The following is a 14,722-nucleotide window of genomic DNA, read 5'->3' on the forward strand; positions in this document are numbered from 1 at the left end:
TTGCTTTAAGACAGTGTTAACAGATTAAAGCGGATTTGAATCAGGCAATTTCGGCCCATCCGCACAAGACTGAATAATTGGTTAATTCCCATAGCGCGAGATAAGCTCGTTTGACAAGCTTTCTCCCTCTTTCATGTAGCGATCAATCGCTGCAAGGGCAGAAGGCGTGCAGCGCATATAATTTTCGCTGAAAGCGCGATAGCCATGGTTGAAACTGGAAATAAGCTGCACACGTTCGGTCTCGGCAGGGTTTTCGGCGGCAATCATCGCATCCATCCGCTCGCGCCATTCATTACTGGTTTCGCCGCAAAGATTACGCAGATAATGCAAGGAACCGAGCACTTCCGCCAAGCGCAGCATTTTGCCACCGTAAGCCGTGTCCTGCGCGGACATGGCCGGGGACATAACACCCAGCCAAAATGCGATTGCCAATACGGAAAGCTGTTTGCCCTTCAAAAATCGTCCCCTTTTAATATGGTTAGATTCCTACGTAAAAAAAGGGCACCTTCAAGGCGCAGCCTAAAAGCCAATTACGAGACTGCCTTGTCTTCAGCTTGCGCTACAGAACGCGCCACATCCAGTGTGCTGTCCGTGACATTAGCATCAGCCATTTCTTCAATTGTCAGCCAATGTATAGAAGCCGCATCGTCGCCTGCCTGCTCGATGCCCGAAACATCGAGTGCACGGAACACCGAGAGGAAATAGCTCTTCGCATAGGCTTTGCCTTCAAGCGCCAGATCAACCGTGATGACATGGCTTAGGCTTGCAACGTCAAGATTGGTTTCTTCTTTAAGTTCGCGCATTGCTGCTACTTCCGGCGTTTCGCCAGCCTCAATGCTACCGCCGGGAAAAGCGAGCCAACCCTTCCAAGGCTCTTTCCCGCGCTCGACTAGCAGGAATTTGCCATCTCTGCGACAGATGAGCGAAACACCGTGTATCTGAACGGGGGCGGGGATGACGGGCACTGTAACCATACATAAGCTATGATGCGGTGCATGAGATTTGGCAACAGCAAAGCTGCAAATCGTACCTACGACCTACTTGACCATTGATGCAAAAGCCTGAACATGGCCACCATGTGTGGACGTTTTTCTCTGACTGCAAGCCGCGAAGAAGTCGAGGCATTGCTCGGCGCGATGATCGAGGAGGATTTTCCTCCGCGTTACAATATTGCGCCGACTCAACCCATTCTCTCTGTTCTCGCTGGCGAAACGCCGCCGCCCGGAAGCAACAGGCCGGATCGGATAGGCATGCTGGTTCGATGGGGCTTTGTGCCGTCATGGGTGAAAGATCCCAATGACTGGAATCTCGTCTTCAATATTCGCTCGGAAACTGCCGCAGAGAAGAATTCGTTTCGAGCTGCTCTCAACCACAGGCGCGCATTGATTCCCGCTTCCGGTTTTTACGAATGGCGACGCAATGGAAAGAACAAATCGCAGGCCTACTGGATCAGGCCGCGCAATGGTGGCATCGTGGCTTTTGGAGCATTGGTTGAGACATGGAGCAGTGCCGATGGCTCACAGATTGACACCGCAGGCATATTGACCACAAGCGCCAATGGTCTGTTGCGTCAGATCCACGAACGCATGCCGGTCGTGGTTAAACCAGAAGATTTTGCACGCTGGCTCGATTGCAAAACATTGCTGCCGCGCGAAGTGGCCGACATTATGCGGCCAGTTCAGGATGATTTTTTCGAAGCGATTCCTGTATCGGACAAGGTCAACAAAGTCGCCAATATCTCACCTGATTTGCAGGAGAGAGTTGTAGAAAATCTGACGTCCGAACAATCACTGACAAATAGAAAGAAAAAGCCGGAGCCGGAAAACGAGCCCGATGCTCAGCTTTCTATGTTCTAAAAGCATGTCTCCCAAAAGTGGAAACCGGTTTTGGGTTAAAGACATGCGTCGAAAACAAACAGTTAAGGCGCAACACGCTTTAACCTGGCTTCTTGACGGCTAGAATTGATTGGTTCGCGTTGTCGTTACGCGCTTGACCATCACGCTTCTTCTTGCTCATCAAAGCAGCAATTAGCATTGCAGGCCCGATTGCACGGTATTGGTCAATCAGCTTATCCTGTCGCGGCAGGGGGTCATCTTTAGGCATTGGTTTGTCCTCTTCCAAATTACACTCACTATTTTGTGATGGATTGGGACGGAATGAAGGCTGATTGGAGCCGCTTTTGGGGAATTCCGGTTAACATAGATTAGTACTCTCTAGAGTTGCCGAAATGTCACAGCGTTTTTGATGCTACCCTCTTGACGGCTGTCGTTGCTATGAGGATAAGTAACGCCATGAAAACGTTGACCACGATCATCTGTACCGGTTCGATTATTATTGGCTAGCAGCTTGCTGGCCCGGCCGTTTTCGTCTCCCTTAAAATAAAACAGGATGATAACGCCCCGGCCAGACGGCTGCGGTCTTTTGTGCCCGTATTTTCAGGTCTTTTTGGGGAATAAAAATGGCTGATGCGCCGCAACTACGTCTTTACAACACCGCGACCCGCACGAAGGAGGATTTTGTCCCCATCGATGCGAATAACGTGCGGATGTATGTCTGCGGACCGACTGTTTATGACTTTGCCCATATCGGCAATGCGCGGCCTGTGATCGTCTTTGATGTGCTGTTTCGGCTGCTGCGTCATGTCTACGGCGACAACAAGGTCACATATGCGCGCAATATTACGGATGTTGACGATAAGATTAACGCGCGTGCGGCAAGCGAATATCCCGATCTTCCACTCAATGATGCAATCGGTCGTGTGACCCAAGGTACCAACAACCAGTTTCAGTCTGACATCAAAGCGCTGGCTAATATAGAGCCATCAAGCCAGCCTCGTGCGACCGAGCATCTGGATGACATGCGCGATATTATCGAAAAACTGATCGAGCGCGGCGTGGCCTATGTTGCCGATGAACATGTGCTTTTCTCGCCGTCTGCGATGAATGCCTTGGGCGGAGCACGCTATGGCGCACTTTCTCACCGCCCATTTGATGAGATGCTGGCCGGAGCTCGTGTTGATGTGGCTTCCTACAAGCGCGACGAAATGGATTTCGTGCTCTGGAAACCATCGCGCAATGGCGAACCGGGCTGGCCATCGCCTGCGGGGATTGAGACGCTTGGCCGTCCCGGTTGGCACATCGAATGCTCGGCCATGTCGATGGCCAAGCTGCTGGCGCCGTTTGGCGGCGGTTTGAAATGCGACGATCCTTATAAGAACCAGTTCGACATTCATGGCGGCGGCATCGATTTAGTGTTCCCACACCATGAGAACGAGCTTGCACAGTCATGCAGTGCGTTCAACACCGAGCGCATGGCCAATATCTGGATGCACAATGGCTTTCTGCAGGTCGAAGGCCAGAAAATGTCCAAATCGCTTGGCAATTTCATCACCATTCGTGATGTGTTGAATGACGGTCTTCCACAGCTTGGCCCTTGGGATGATAAGGACGCGCGCGACCGCTGGGTTGGGCTGGCGGCGCGTTTCTCGATGCTGCAAACCCATTATCGCGAGCCGATCAACTGGACCGCGCAACGTCTGGCAGAATCTGCTGAAGAACTGCGTCGCTGGTATGGAGTGTTACGCGATGCAGACTTTAAAGCACCTTCCGAGCTTTTGAAGGCAGGTGAAGTCGAAGAAGCGCTATCGGATGATCTCAATACCTGGATTGCGATCACGGTTCTGCGTAGGGCATTCAAAGCGAATGACATTTTGGCTTTGGGTGAAGGCATGGCGCTGTTGGGCCTGTTTGATCCGTATTTTGTGACGACGCAGGACGTGCCGGTCTTTGTCAAATCAGACGTTGACTCGGCGCAAATCGAAGCGCGGATAGCCGAGCGTCTACGCGTCATTGCGGACAAAAACTGGGCTGAAGCGGACCGCATCCGTGATGAGCTTTTGGCTGAGGGTGTGCAGTTGCAGGACGGCAAAGACCCTGCCACCGGCGAACGTATCACAACCTGGGATGTGGTAAGCTAATCAGCTTGTGGGGTAGGGAGGACGCCATGACGCTTGATAACAGGCCGCTTTATAGCGGCGGATGCCAATGTGGTGCGGTACGCTTTCATGTTGAGGGCGCACTTGGCTCCGCTTCGATCTGTCATTGCCGCATGTGCCAGAAAGCATTTGGCAATTTCTACGCACCGCTGGTCTCGGTGGGTGAGGCAAAGCTTGCCTGGACCCGCAACGAACCGAAGCGTTTCCAGTCTTCAAACCACGTTAAGCGCGGATTCTGTGCCGAATGCGGAACCCCGCTCACCTATGAAGCGCCGGATGGCATCGCGCTTTCCATTGGCGCGTTTGATACTCCGGAAGAGATCGAACCGACAATTCAATGGGGCGTCGAGGTTAAGCTTCACTATGTAGATAACCTCGCAAAACTGCCGGGTTACGAAACTGAACGCGACCCGGAAAGTATCGAGTTTGTAAGAACAATGGTGTCTTACCAGCACCCTGACCACGACACTGACAATTCATAAAGTTACCCACCGACAGGCAGGCAAAATGGCACGCGAACGCATCTATATCTACGACACGACTTTGCGGGATGGGCAGCAGGCGACTACCGCCCGCCCGCAGCCGCGTAGCGTGCGAGGACGGGCAAAACTGAAAACGGGAGTTTGTTGCCCGGACCTGATGTCGGGAGCTCAATGATGGCACGCGAACGCATCTATATCTACGACACGACTTTGCGCGACGGGCAACAAACTCCCGGCGTAGACTTTTCCGTCGAAGACAAAAAAGCGATTGTGGTTCTGCTTGAAGAACTGGGTGTCGATTATGTGGAGGGTGGTTATCCCGGTGCAAATCCGACCGATACTGCTTTCTTTCAAAAACGACAGACAACACATGCCAAATTTGCAGCCTTTGGCATGACCAAACGTGCAGGCGTTTCGGCTTCCAACGATCCGGGTCTGACAGCTATTTTGCAAGCTTCCAGCGATGCAGTGTGCTTTGTTGCTAAAAGCTGGGACTATCATGTGCGGATTGCACTTGGTTGCACCAATGAGGAAAATCTGGAATCGATCACTGCCTCGGTGACGGCGGTGCGCATGGCTGGACGTGAAGCGCTGGTCGATTGCGAACATTTTTTCGACGGCTATAAGGCGAACCCGGAATATGCACTCTCATGCGCCAAGGCCGCATATGAAGCCGGCGCACGCTGGGTCGTGCTTTGCGACACCAATGGCGGCACGCAGCCAGCGGAAGTAGCCGACATTATCAACGCTGTGAAAACTGTCGTGCCCGGCGAAAGCCTTGGCATCCACGCGCATAATGATACAGAGCAGGCGGTTGCGGTTTCGCTTGCAGCTATTGATGCAGGTGTGCGCCATGTTCAGGGAACCCTGAACGGCATTGGCGAACGCTGTGGTAATGCCAACCTCATAACCCTGATCCCGACACTGGCTTTAAAACCCTATTGGTCGAACCGTTTTGAAACGGGTGTTAAACCAGATGCGTTGAAAGCCATTACCCGTATTTCGCGTGCCTTTGACGATATTCTGAACCGTTCTCCCACAGAGCAAGCGCCTTACACCGGCACGTCTGCCTTTGCTACCAAAGCAGGCATTCACGCATCAGCGCTGCTCAAAGACCCGCAGACCTATGAGCACGTCCCGCCCGAAACAGTGGGAAACCGTCGCCGCGTTATGGTTTCAGACCAAGGCGGCAAGTCCAATTTCATCGCCGAGCTGGAGCGTCGTGGCATCCGTGTTGCGAAGGACGATGCGCGTCTTGATACGCTGATTTCGCTGGTTAAAGAACGTGAAGCGGCAGGCTATGCCTATGAAGGTGCTGATGCGAGTTTTGAGCTTCTGGCGCGTAACATGCTTTCCCCTCTGCCGGAATTTTTCAAGGTCGATTCCTTCCGCTGCCTCGTTGAACGGCGGTTCGATGCCAATGGCACGCTGAAAACTGTTTCGGAAGCGGTTGTTAAGGTCGAGGTCGATGGCCAAATGTATATGTCAGTCGCCGAGGGCCATGGTCCTGTCAACGCGCTTGATATTGCATTGCGCAAGGATCTGGGTCGCTATCAGGATGAGATTGAAGATCTCGAGCTGGTGGACTTTAAAGTGCGTATTTTGAATGGCGGTACGGCAGCGATCACGCGTGTTCTGATTGAATCGGGCGACGCCACCGGTGCGCGCTGGCGCACGGTCGGTGTTTCCGACAATATCATCGACGCATCTTTTCAGGCGTTGATGGATTCAGTCAATTACAAACTGATGAAAAACCGCGCTCTTGCTGGTCTGGTCGCGGCTGAATAAGCCGCACCTTTCACCAGGATTGATGCTTTGATCAGTTTAATTGAATAGATTTTATGGATTGATCGGCGCATAGCAGTCTGAATGTCTTGAAGCAGCGAACTGCTTTTTCGAGATTATGTTCAATGCGGAGATGGAAATGACCGAGCAGACCGTATCTGGAAGCCAGCTTTCAGATGGAAATCGAGGCTTCCTGATGGCTATGGGAGCTTACGGTCTGTGGGCTGTTTTGCCTTTCTATCTCAAGGCTTTATCACATCTACCTGCATTGGAAATCGTCGCGCATCGTGTGATCTGGTCGGTTCCAGTTGCAGCACTTCTGCTGCTTTTCATCGGCCAGTTCAGAACAATTCTGGATGCTTTACGCAATCCACGCATGCTGGCAATGGCGGCCCTCACTGCATCGCTGATTACCATCAATTGGTGCGTTTATGTATGGGCGGTTGCGCATGATCAAATCATCGGTGCAGCACTTGGCTATTACATTAATCCATTGTTCAACGTGGTTCTTGGCGGCATATTTCTGGGCGAGCGCCTGACAAAGGTTCAATATGTTGCTGTTGGTTTTGCCTTCGCGGCCGTGCTGGTGCTCACTTTTAATGCCGGTGGTCTGCCATGGGTATCTCTGGTTTTGCCAGTAACATTTGGTCTCTACGGCTTTTTCCGTAAGTCGTTGCCGGTGCAGCCCTTGCAGGGCTTTACGCTGGAAGTTGTCATTCTCTCGATTCCGGCAATTGGTTATGTTGTCTGGCTCATGGCCAACGGGCAGGACCATTTCTTTGACGGTTCGGTGTCGGATATTTCGCTGCTTCTGCTGGCCGGACCATTCACGGCAATTCCGCTTATTCTTTATGCAGGCGGTGCAAAACTTCTGCGTTATACGACGCTAGGATTGATGCAATATCTTACGCCGACGTTGCTATTCATCTTTGCTATCTTCATCTTCAATGAACCCTTTTCACATGCACAGCTTGTGGCTTTTGTGCTCATCTGGACTGGCCTGATTATTTATACGTGGTCGTCTTTTTCCAATCATCGCCGAAACAAAGCACGCGCGTGATAAACTAATCTTGAGTGATCAAGCTCTCGGCATGGTGGATTGCAGCCACCATAGCCTTAATTTAGCCTTGCTCTGTCCCCTTTGGTTCATTCTTTGATCAAATGAATTTTTGGAGAATTGCGCTGCATGGTGTTTGGTGCCGCCCGCAGAGAGAAGCAGAGTCATGTGGTAACTTCGCCCGATCTCATGACCCGGTGGGATAAATCGCACGCGAAAATGGCCCCCCTATCGCCGCTTGTTCTCAAGCCATTGCAACGCGTCCGCTTTTCTTTTCAAACACATCAGAGTGCCTGCATAGCGCTTGCTTTTGCAACACTCTTTGCGGGTGGCGGGTTTATGTTGCTGACGGGTGGTCTCGTGCGACATGGCCATGCTTCCCAACCTGTGATGGTTGATCCGAAAACGCTTGTTCATAGCCATGCGGCCATGAAGGATGCACGATTGCTTCCTCAAAATGAAATCCAGGATGATCGACGTATTGCAAAGCGCATTGATATTGCGGAAGGCAGCGACGACGGCGAAGCGACACTCTTTACCTATCAGCATGTGATTCTTGATCTGAAGAATGAGGCGGCGAAAGCGCCCCTGACGCGCAATCAAATCTCCGCTCAGGCGGAAGTCGATCCGCAAATATCGGCGCTCGCCAATCAAAAAGGTGTGCCGCTTAATGTGAGCTTTGCGCGACCTGTCGATATGGCCCGACAGAACGTCCATGAGATCGTTCTGTCACCCCAATCGAGGGAGAAGTTGAGCGTTCTCATGCAGGCTGCGGACATAGCATCGCAGGATGCAGAAAACCTTCAAAGGGCGCTTGCACGCAAGGACCTTGTGGCCGGCGATAACCTGGTCCTGCTTCTTGACCAGCCGTCCAAAGAACCTGCACGTATTTTGGTCGCACGATTCAAACATGGCAATGCGCCCGATTTTGTCTATGGCCGCACCGATGACGGGCTTTTTCGCTCCAATGGCAATCAGCGGCTATTTGCACGTCTTTCTCATGATGCGATGCTCTCTGCGGCGCATCAATCTGTGAAAGTAAATCCCAATAGTTCTGTTCAGTCTCGACTGATTGCGGCGGGTGTTCCGCGCGCAGTCGCCGATCACGTTAGAAAACTCGCAAGTGAGAATAATATTTCCCTCGATAGAGGCTCTAACGGCGCGCAAAAAATCGATCTGCTGTTTCGTAAAAGTGTCGATACCGACCCGGAACTGGTTTTTGTTGAGTTCAAAACGAGGAGTGAAAGCAAGCGTCTCTACAGGCACGAGGTTGAGGGTAACGCGGATTATTTCAACGAGGATGGCTCCTCAATGACCAAATATCTTATGCATAAGCCTCTACCGAATGGTCGCTTGAATGATGGATTCGGCTGGCGCATTCATCCTGTTTTGCATGTGCGCAAACACCATAATGGCGTCGATTACGATGCGCCTATCGGCTCTCCGATCGTTGCAGCCGGGGACGGCGTGGTAGAGTTGATTTCATCGCAAAAGGGCTATGGCAAATATGTCCGCCTGCGTCATCAAGGCGGCTATAGCACCACTTATGCGCATCTTTCGGGAGAGGTGAAGGGCCTCAAAGTCGGTCAGCATGTCAAGCAGGGCGAGGTAATCGCCTATGTCGGTTCAACCGGCTATTCGACAGGTCCGCATCTTTATTACGAATTGAAGGTGGGCGATCAATATGTCGATCCGCTCAAAGCGCAGCTTAAAGCCGGTGAAAAGCTCACAGGTTCATCCATGTCGAGCTTCCGTTCGGAGATCGACCATGTCGATAAGGTTTTTAAGCAAATGAACCCGACGCCGATCATGGGCGAAGGAGATAATCACACCGGGCGGTAAGCGTTTGCAAGGGCGACGAATTCCTCGACGCTCAATGTCTCAGCGCGGCGCGTGCCATCAATACCGGTTTTTTCCAAGAGTACCGCTCCGCCAACCGGTTTAAGGCTCTGGCGTAGCATTTTGCGACGTTGGCCAAAAGCTGCCTGCGTGATCTGCCCCAATGCATCTGCACGACACGGCAATGGCTCTTCGCGGGGTATGATATGCACAACCGAAGACATGACTTTTGGTGGCGGCGTAAAAGCTTGTGGCGAAACATCAAATGCGATTTTCGAATGCGCGCGCCAGCCTGCCAGCACCCCAAGACGTCCATAATGATCGCTGTCGGGTGCAGCAACAATACGCTCGGCAACTTCTCGCTGGAACATCAGTGTCATGGACGAGTAAAATGGCGGCCAAGGCTCCGTCAGCAGCCAGTTGAGCAACAATTGCGTGCCGACATTATAGGGCAGGTTTGCGACGATCCGCGGCTTTCGATCTTCTGGAAACAGTGCCTTGAAGTCCTGTTCCAGTGCATCGCCTGAAATGATCCGCAACCGCCCCGGATAATGCGCTTCGATCTCTGCAAGCGCGTCAAGACAGCGCTCGTCGCGTTCGATAGCGGTAACATAGGCACCCTGTGCCAGGAGTGCCCGGGTAAGACCGCCGGGGCCGGGGCCAACCTCAATGACCGGCTGGTCTTGAAGTATGCCGGACTGCCGCGCGATTTTCGACGTCAGATTGAGGTCGAACAGGAAATTCTGGCCGAGCGATTTTTTCGGCATCAAATCATGGCGTTCGATGACTTCACGCAGCGGCGGAAGAGTATCTATGCTCATGATTTCTGTCCTGCCTGATTTTCTGCAAGTTCCTGCGCCAGACGAATTGCAGCAATTAGACTGTCAGGTCGCGCAACGCCCTTGCCTGCAATATCAAAAGCGGTGCCGTGATCCGGTGATGTGCGGATGAAAGGCAGGCCCAGCGTCACATTGACCGTTTCATCAAAGGCAAGCGCCTTGGCGGGGATTAGCGCCTGATCGTGATACATACAAATCGCCACGTCATAGGTTGCGCGAGCGGGGGCGTGAAACATCGTATCTGCGGGCAGTGGTCCCCAGGCATTGATGCCTGATTTTTGCAATTCTTCCACCGCTGGGCGGATGATCGCATCGTCTTCTTTACCAAGCGCCCCACCTTCACCGGCATGTGGGTTCAGGCCGGAAATAGCGAGGCGAGGGGCGGTAATGCCAAAGCGTTCGGTCAGTTCTTGCGCAGTGATTTGGGATATTTCCAGAATATCGTCCTTGGTCAATATGCGAGGAACATCTGCGAGCGGAATATGAATGGTAACCGGTACTGCGCGCAATTCGGGGCCTGCAAGCATCATCACCGGAATTACTTTATGTCCTAGGTGCTTGCTTGCAAGTTCAGCAAGGAATTCTGTATGGCCGGGATGCTTGAAACCAGCATCATAGAGCGGTTTTTTTGCAATGGGACATGTCACGACAGCAGAGGTTTGGCCAGCAATTGTAAGGCTTACAGCACGTTCAATAGCCTCAAGAATGCCCGCGGCATTCTCCGGCAACGGCTTTCCGGCGCTTTCAATATGCCTGTTTACAAGCGGTAAAACGGGTAGCTTTTGGTCGAAAATATCAGCGGCATCGCTTGGCTTTGCGATTGTCGCAATCGGCACATTCAAACCGAGAAGCTGCGCTCGCGCCAAAAGCTGATCAGGATCAGCAATGATCAGAAATGGCGGCAGCGAGAATTCTGTGCGCTTCAGCCATGTATTGAGAGCAACGTCAGCTCCAACGCCGGAAGGATCGCCAATGCTTATGGCGAGCGGAGGAACCGATTGAATGCGCATATGTTTTACTCGGATAGCTATTGAATAAGGGGGCAGAAGCCCCCTCAAATTATACGGTCAGTTGGCGGCTGCCAAGACCTTAACGCCCAGGTCTTAACGATTGACGATGGTCGCCTTTTCGCGCAGTTCGTCGACATATTTCTTGCTCAGTGCATCTGCCTTCTTTTCCTGTCCAGAGGCAGAATCCGCACCTTCCATCGAGAATACCAGCTGTGCAACGCGGTCGTCGGATACCTGACGTGTCGAGCAGACGGCAAGAATCTCAACACCTTTTTCAGTGTCCTGAGGTGCTGTGGCGCGATTGGCGCTGGTTGCCTTCACAGCCTTCGCCCATTCGCCCGGAAGCTGCTGTTCGATAATGCGTCCAAGATCGCGCACGGTAACGTCGATCATGCCTTTGGTAAGCTGGCGGGTGCTGTCGCAGCTTTGGAAACGTGAGCGCAATGCATTGGCTTCCTGACGGCGCTTGCTGAGCAAGGCTGGCGAACGTTTGGAACTGGGAACAACGAAAATAACTTGCTGCAACTGATATTCCGTCGCAACCGGCTTCTTGCCGCCATCTTTGAGCATGCGCTGCACAGCATCCTGCTCACTGACCATGCCAGTTGCGCGGAAGCGTGCGCTGACAAGGCGACCCCAGCCCATCTGGACCATAATGTATTTTTTAAAATGGTCAGGCGTAATTCCAGCCTGATTCATAACCTGATTTAGCTGCGCTACGCTCATTTTGTTGCGTGTCGCAAAACCGGCATAGGCTTCGTCAACTTCCTTGTCGGAAATATTAATGCCGCGCGTCTTCATTTCGACGCGCTTGAGCATTTCTTCCGTCAGCTCCTGACGCGCAGTCTGGTTAAGGTTGCCACCCTTTCGCTGCAACTTCAAAAAGTTGGCGCGGCGCTGAATGTCACCATTGGTGATCACATTGCCGGACACAATGATCTTAGCCTCTGCTGAATTTGACGCGGCGAGGGCCGGGCTCAGCATCGCAGCCGATCCAAGCGCCGTGAAACATACGGCGGCGCCCATCATGGAGGCGAAAAGAGGTTTAGCAAACATCATCTTTCTTTCCCGGTTCCTTCAGGTCGGCAATGCGAAGCTTGCCTGATCTCGTAACATATTAGAGCGTCGCATCACCATGCGGCCCAATATAAGCCAATCATATGATGATGACTGTATAGAGGACCCAGTGCGGCGAAACAATGACCCGCGAACATTTTGCGAGGGGTTTGGAGAGACTTAGCTAAATAAAATCGATAAAAAAGGGCGAGTTCGTGCATGCGAGAATGCAATAAAACTGGAAGCGGTTGGAATGCTTCCAGTTCTAATTTGCCTAAAAGGACTGTCCTGTACCAATATCGCCGAGCGTTCGAAGAGATATATTAAAGTTCACGCTGTTAGAAGCCTTGCTTTCACCGGGGTTGCGGCTTTGAACAAAAGCCATCGAATAAGTGAAGCACTCATCGTCATAAGCAAGACCGGAAGATGCGCGAACCAATGTATCTGATACAAGGTCATAAGTACCTGAACCAAACACCCTCCAGTTGTCGTTGATCTTTATGTTTGTAGATCCGCCGACTTCCTGACGAATATCCGAATAACCATAGGCTGGCTGTGCGGCAATATAGGCATAGCGGGCTGAGACGCTCACGCGAGACCAGTTTTGCTGCGCTTCCAGTTCACCGCGCTTGATTTCGAGATTTCCTTTATCAAAGCGCCCACGTGCCGCTATTGCGAGGCCCGTCGAATTGGACGTGCCGATCATACCGACATAGTCGGAACGCGCATCTTGTAAGCCGGAATCCTCACCGACATTGACAAAATCGCTTGTGCCGAACGAATTCACACCACCAAGCTGGAAGGATTGCCCGGCAAGAGCGTAAAGATTCCAGTCGCTGTTTTCGAAGCTGCCAGAGTAGCGAGCACCTAAGTTGGCGCGTGTCCCACCTTCAACGCGATCATAACCGGAGAACTTGTCACGCGAGAAAAGGTTTGTAGCATCGAAGACGAAGCTCTGCGCATCTTCATTTGGAAGTTGGCCAGCATAGCGTTCGTTGTTGCGCATGTAGATCTGGGCGATTGGCTCCAGAATATGCGTTGAGCTCGTGCTCGAAAACAGGATAGGCCAGCGCAGTTCAAGACCCGCAGTCGCCATTGCGCGAAGGGCTTCGGATTTGACCACCGCATCTGTGAAACCAGCAACAGCCGGATCAAAGTTCGTATTCACACTAATCGCATCAGCGCGCAGTGCCAGCAAAGGCGTAATCACCAGACCTGAATCGGTGATGATTGTGCGCTTCCACTCAACTTCGCCCGTCAGGCGGGTGTTTGTGCCACTAAAACCTGGAATACGTGGGTATGGCTGTGGAACAAACCTATTAAGAGCAGGATCATAAACCTGCGAAGCAGTGCTATTTGCGTTCTTTCGATAAAGAACCTGCAAATTGCTGTTGAAGTTCAGCTCGCCGCCATAAACAGATTCTGGCGCTGTGTAAGAATAGTCGAGACTTGGGAAAACCCAAGGCTGCTTCGAGTGCATCTCAACATCGCTGTAAGCTGACGTGAGGGGATAGGATTCCTGCACATTAAAGCGATAGAAATTCAGATCGAAGTAATTGCGGTCATTGATGCCGCGCAGGTAAATATTGGAAACCTGTGTCTGGCCCGAGTAACCTGCAAGATCATATGTACGGCTGAAATTACGGTCAGTCTGGGCCATAATGTCCCAGCCTGCTTTCCAACGCGAATTGATGTCGAAATCACCTTTCGACGCAATCATTCCGCGATTTTTTTCTTCGCGATCAATTGTGTTTGCATCAAACTCGCCGGGCTTCATCTGATGAATTCCCGCGATCTGGAGATTATAGGTGCCGTTTTCGAGACGATGACGCCATTCCGCCTGCGTCAGAAAACCCTGCTTCGTATAAGCGGTTGTCGACAGTGTCAGGTCGTAATTGGGTGCAAGCGCCCAGAAATAGGAATTCTTGATGCCGAAGCCGAGATCATCCTTGTAGGCAAAGCCCGGAAACAGAAAGCCGCTTTTGCGTTTGACTGTCGGGTCGGCCATTTCGAAAGCGGGGAAATAGGCCAGCGGCATACCGAACAGCTCGAACTTGCCACGCTCGAAACGCACGGTTTTGGTCGCGCTGTTCCAGATGATCTTGCGTGCCTTGATCTGCCAGAGAACCGGCTTGTCAGGATCTTTTTCGCAAGCCTGACAGGCGGTGTAGACACCATTATTGAATGTGGTGATCTCGCCATTGCTGCGTTCAGCACTTTCAGCGGCAAAACGCGTATTGTCGGTTGTTTCGACGCGCAGGCCATTGACGAAGCCATCGCGGAAACTATCTGTGACATCCAGATGATCCGAGTAGATTTTGTTGCCGTCGCGCTCGACGATCTCGACATTTCCGGTCGCAGTCATGCGACGGGTCTGCTGATTATAGGTCACCTGATCCGCAACGAGGCGATTACCGTCATACTCGATGCGAACCTTACCTTGTGCGGTAACGACGTTTACATCGCGATCATAGACGAGCTCGTCTGCCTGCAAAATCATGTGTGCATTCGGATCGCTCTGGTAATTTGCACCAAGAGCATCCTGCGCATGAACCTGCGAAGGGAGAATTGCGACTGAAATAAAAGGTATAGCAAGGGAACACACCAAAGCCGTCCCGCGTGCGAGACGCGAGAATGAATGGGGCAATACCATGCGGGCG

The 14,722-nt window shown here is 52.1% G+C and carries 14 protein-coding genes; 7 read left to right on the top strand and 7 right to left on the bottom strand.

Annotated features, from left to right (window positions below; all coding sequences use genetic code 11):
* Positions 1–81: 81 nt before the first annotated feature.
* Together CEV31_RS09590 and CEV31_RS09595 are read right to left on the bottom strand one after the other, a co-directional pair.
* Positions 82–456: a TIGR02301 family protein gene (locus CEV31_RS09590; protein WP_328587688.1), complete on the bottom strand. Its 375-nt coding sequence runs from the start codon at positions 454–456 to the stop codon at positions 82–84.
* Between the two features lie 74 nt (positions 457–530).
* On the bottom strand, positions 531–974 hold the full coding sequence (locus CEV31_RS09595; RefSeq protein WP_094506856.1) for an NUDIX hydrolase: 444 nt from the start codon (positions 972–974) through the stop codon (positions 531–533).
* 102 nt (positions 975–1,076) lie between these two features.
* On the opposite strand from CEV31_RS09595, the gene CEV31_RS09600 reads away from it, so the two are divergent.
* Positions 1,077–1,856: an SOS response-associated peptidase gene (locus CEV31_RS09600; protein WP_094507292.1), complete on the top strand. Its 780-nt coding sequence runs from the start codon at positions 1,077–1,079 to the stop codon at positions 1,854–1,856.
* Between the two features lie 79 nt (positions 1,857–1,935).
* On the opposite strand, the gene CEV31_RS21210 is transcribed toward CEV31_RS09600, so the two are convergent.
* The gene (locus tag CEV31_RS21210) at positions 1,936–2,103 is read right to left on the bottom strand and encodes a hydrolase (RefSeq protein ID WP_094506857.1); all 168 of its coding nucleotides are present in this window, start codon (positions 2,101–2,103) and stop codon (positions 1,936–1,938) included.
* A gap of 355 nt (positions 2,104–2,458) precedes the next feature.
* On the opposite strand from CEV31_RS21210, the gene cysS reads away from it, so the two are divergent.
* The 6 genes from cysS (at position 2,459) to CEV31_RS09635 (ending at position 9,160) form a co-directional block, all read left to right on the top strand.
* Positions 2,459–3,976, top strand: coding sequence for a cysteine--tRNA ligase (cysS, locus tag CEV31_RS09610; RefSeq protein ID WP_094506858.1), 1,518 nt, complete (start codon positions 2,459–2,461; stop codon positions 3,974–3,976).
* Between the two features lie 26 nt (positions 3,977–4,002).
* Entirely contained in the window at positions 4,003–4,476 is a 474-nt protein-coding gene (locus CEV31_RS09615) for a GFA family protein (protein ID WP_094506859.1), read from the top strand.
* A 25-nt stretch (positions 4,477–4,501) separates the two neighbouring features.
* Positions 4,502–4,651, top strand: a complete 150-nt coding sequence (locus CEV31_RS21485; RefSeq protein ID WP_094506860.1) for a 2-isopropylmalate synthase — start codon at positions 4,502–4,504, stop codon at positions 4,649–4,651.
* Positions 4,651–6,264 (top strand): citramalate synthase, encoded by a 1,614-nt coding sequence (gene cimA / locus CEV31_RS09625; protein ID WP_094506861.1) that lies wholly within the window; start codon positions 4,651–4,653, stop codon positions 6,262–6,264. Before CEV31_RS21485 ends, cimA begins: the two co-directional genes overlap by 1 nt.
* A gap of 136 nt (positions 6,265–6,400) precedes the next feature.
* Complete coding sequence (gene rarD, locus CEV31_RS09630; RefSeq protein WP_094507293.1) at positions 6,401–7,321, top strand: EamA family transporter RarD; 921 nt, start codon at positions 6,401–6,403, stop codon at positions 7,319–7,321.
* Between the two features lie 126 nt (positions 7,322–7,447).
* Positions 7,448–9,160 carry a M23 family metallopeptidase gene (locus CEV31_RS09635; RefSeq protein ID WP_094506862.1) on the top strand — a complete coding sequence of 571 codons (1,713 nt, stop codon included), beginning with the start codon at positions 7,448–7,450 and terminating at the stop codon, positions 9,158–9,160.
* Here CEV31_RS09635 and rsmA read toward each other — a convergent pair.
* The 4 genes from rsmA to CEV31_RS09655 all read right to left on the bottom strand — a co-directional run bounded on the left by rsmA (position 9,145) and on the right by CEV31_RS09655 (position 14,715).
* On the bottom strand, positions 9,145–9,978 hold the full coding sequence (gene rsmA, locus CEV31_RS09640; protein ID WP_094506863.1) for a 16S rRNA (adenine(1518)-N(6)/adenine(1519)-N(6))-dimethyltransferase RsmA: 834 nt from the start codon (positions 9,976–9,978) through the stop codon (positions 9,145–9,147). The two genes, CEV31_RS09635 and rsmA, sit on opposite strands and share 16 nt — an antisense overlap.
* The gene (gene pdxA / locus CEV31_RS09645) at positions 9,975–11,006 is read right to left on the bottom strand and encodes a 4-hydroxythreonine-4-phosphate dehydrogenase PdxA (protein WP_094506864.1); all 1,032 of its coding nucleotides are present in this window, start codon (positions 11,004–11,006) and stop codon (positions 9,975–9,977) included. Before pdxA ends, rsmA begins: the two co-directional genes overlap by 4 nt.
* A gap of 93 nt (positions 11,007–11,099) precedes the next feature.
* On the bottom strand, positions 11,100–12,065 hold the full coding sequence (locus tag CEV31_RS09650) for a SurA N-terminal domain-containing protein (protein ID WP_094506865.1): 966 nt from the start codon (positions 12,063–12,065) through the stop codon (positions 11,100–11,102).
* A gap of 271 nt (positions 12,066–12,336) precedes the next feature.
* Positions 12,337–14,715 (bottom strand): LPS-assembly protein LptD, encoded by a 2,379-nt coding sequence (locus CEV31_RS09655; protein ID WP_094506866.1) that lies wholly within the window; start codon positions 14,713–14,715, stop codon positions 12,337–12,339.
* Between the last annotated feature and the right edge of the window lie 7 nt (positions 14,716–14,722).

Origin of the sequence: Brucella thiophenivorans, from assembly GCF_002252445.1 — a bacterium.
Taxonomy (GTDB): Bacteria; Pseudomonadota; Alphaproteobacteria; order Rhizobiales; family Rhizobiaceae; genus Brucella; species Brucella thiophenivorans.

What these genes read in the sequence shown, in the direction of transcription:
- CEV31_RS09650 (WP_094506865.1), bottom strand. Translation starts at nt 12,065, where the DNA reads ATGATGTTTGCTAAACCTCTTTTCGCCTCCATGATGGGCGCCGCCGTA.
- CEV31_RS09615 (WP_094506859.1), top strand. Translation starts at nt 4,003, where the DNA reads ATGACGCTTGATAACAGGCCGCTTTATAGCGGCGGATGCCAATGTGGT.
- rsmA (WP_094506863.1), bottom strand. Translation starts at nt 9,978, where the DNA reads ATGAGCATAGATACTCTTCCGCCGCTGCGTGAAGTCATCGAACGCCAT.
- rarD (WP_094507293.1), top strand. Translation starts at nt 6,401, where the DNA reads ATGACCGAGCAGACCGTATCTGGAAGCCAGCTTTCAGATGGAAATCGA.
- CEV31_RS09600 (WP_094507292.1), top strand. Translation starts at nt 1,077, where the DNA reads ATGTGTGGACGTTTTTCTCTGACTGCAAGCCGCGAAGAAGTCGAGGCA.
- CEV31_RS09595 (WP_094506856.1), bottom strand. Translation starts at nt 974, where the DNA reads ATGGTTACAGTGCCCGTCATCCCCGCCCCCGTTCAGATACACGGTGTT.
- pdxA (WP_094506864.1), bottom strand. Translation starts at nt 11,006, where the DNA reads ATGCGCATTCAATCGGTTCCTCCGCTCGCCATAAGCATTGGCGATCCT.
- CEV31_RS09655 (WP_094506866.1), bottom strand. Translation starts at nt 14,715, where the DNA reads ATGGTATTGCCCCATTCATTCTCGCGTCTCGCACGCGGGACGGCTTTG.
- cimA (WP_094506861.1), top strand. Translation starts at nt 4,651, where the DNA reads ATGGCACGCGAACGCATCTATATCTACGACACGACTTTGCGCGACGGG.
- CEV31_RS09635 (WP_094506862.1), top strand. Translation starts at nt 7,448, where the DNA reads ATGGTGTTTGGTGCCGCCCGCAGAGAGAAGCAGAGTCATGTGGTAACT.
- CEV31_RS21210 (WP_094506857.1), bottom strand. Translation starts at nt 2,103, where the DNA reads ATGCCTAAAGATGACCCCCTGCCGCGACAGGATAAGCTGATTGACCAA.
- cysS (WP_094506858.1), top strand. Translation starts at nt 2,459, where the DNA reads ATGGCTGATGCGCCGCAACTACGTCTTTACAACACCGCGACCCGCACG.
- CEV31_RS21485 (WP_094506860.1), top strand. Translation starts at nt 4,502, where the DNA reads ATGGCACGCGAACGCATCTATATCTACGACACGACTTTGCGGGATGGG.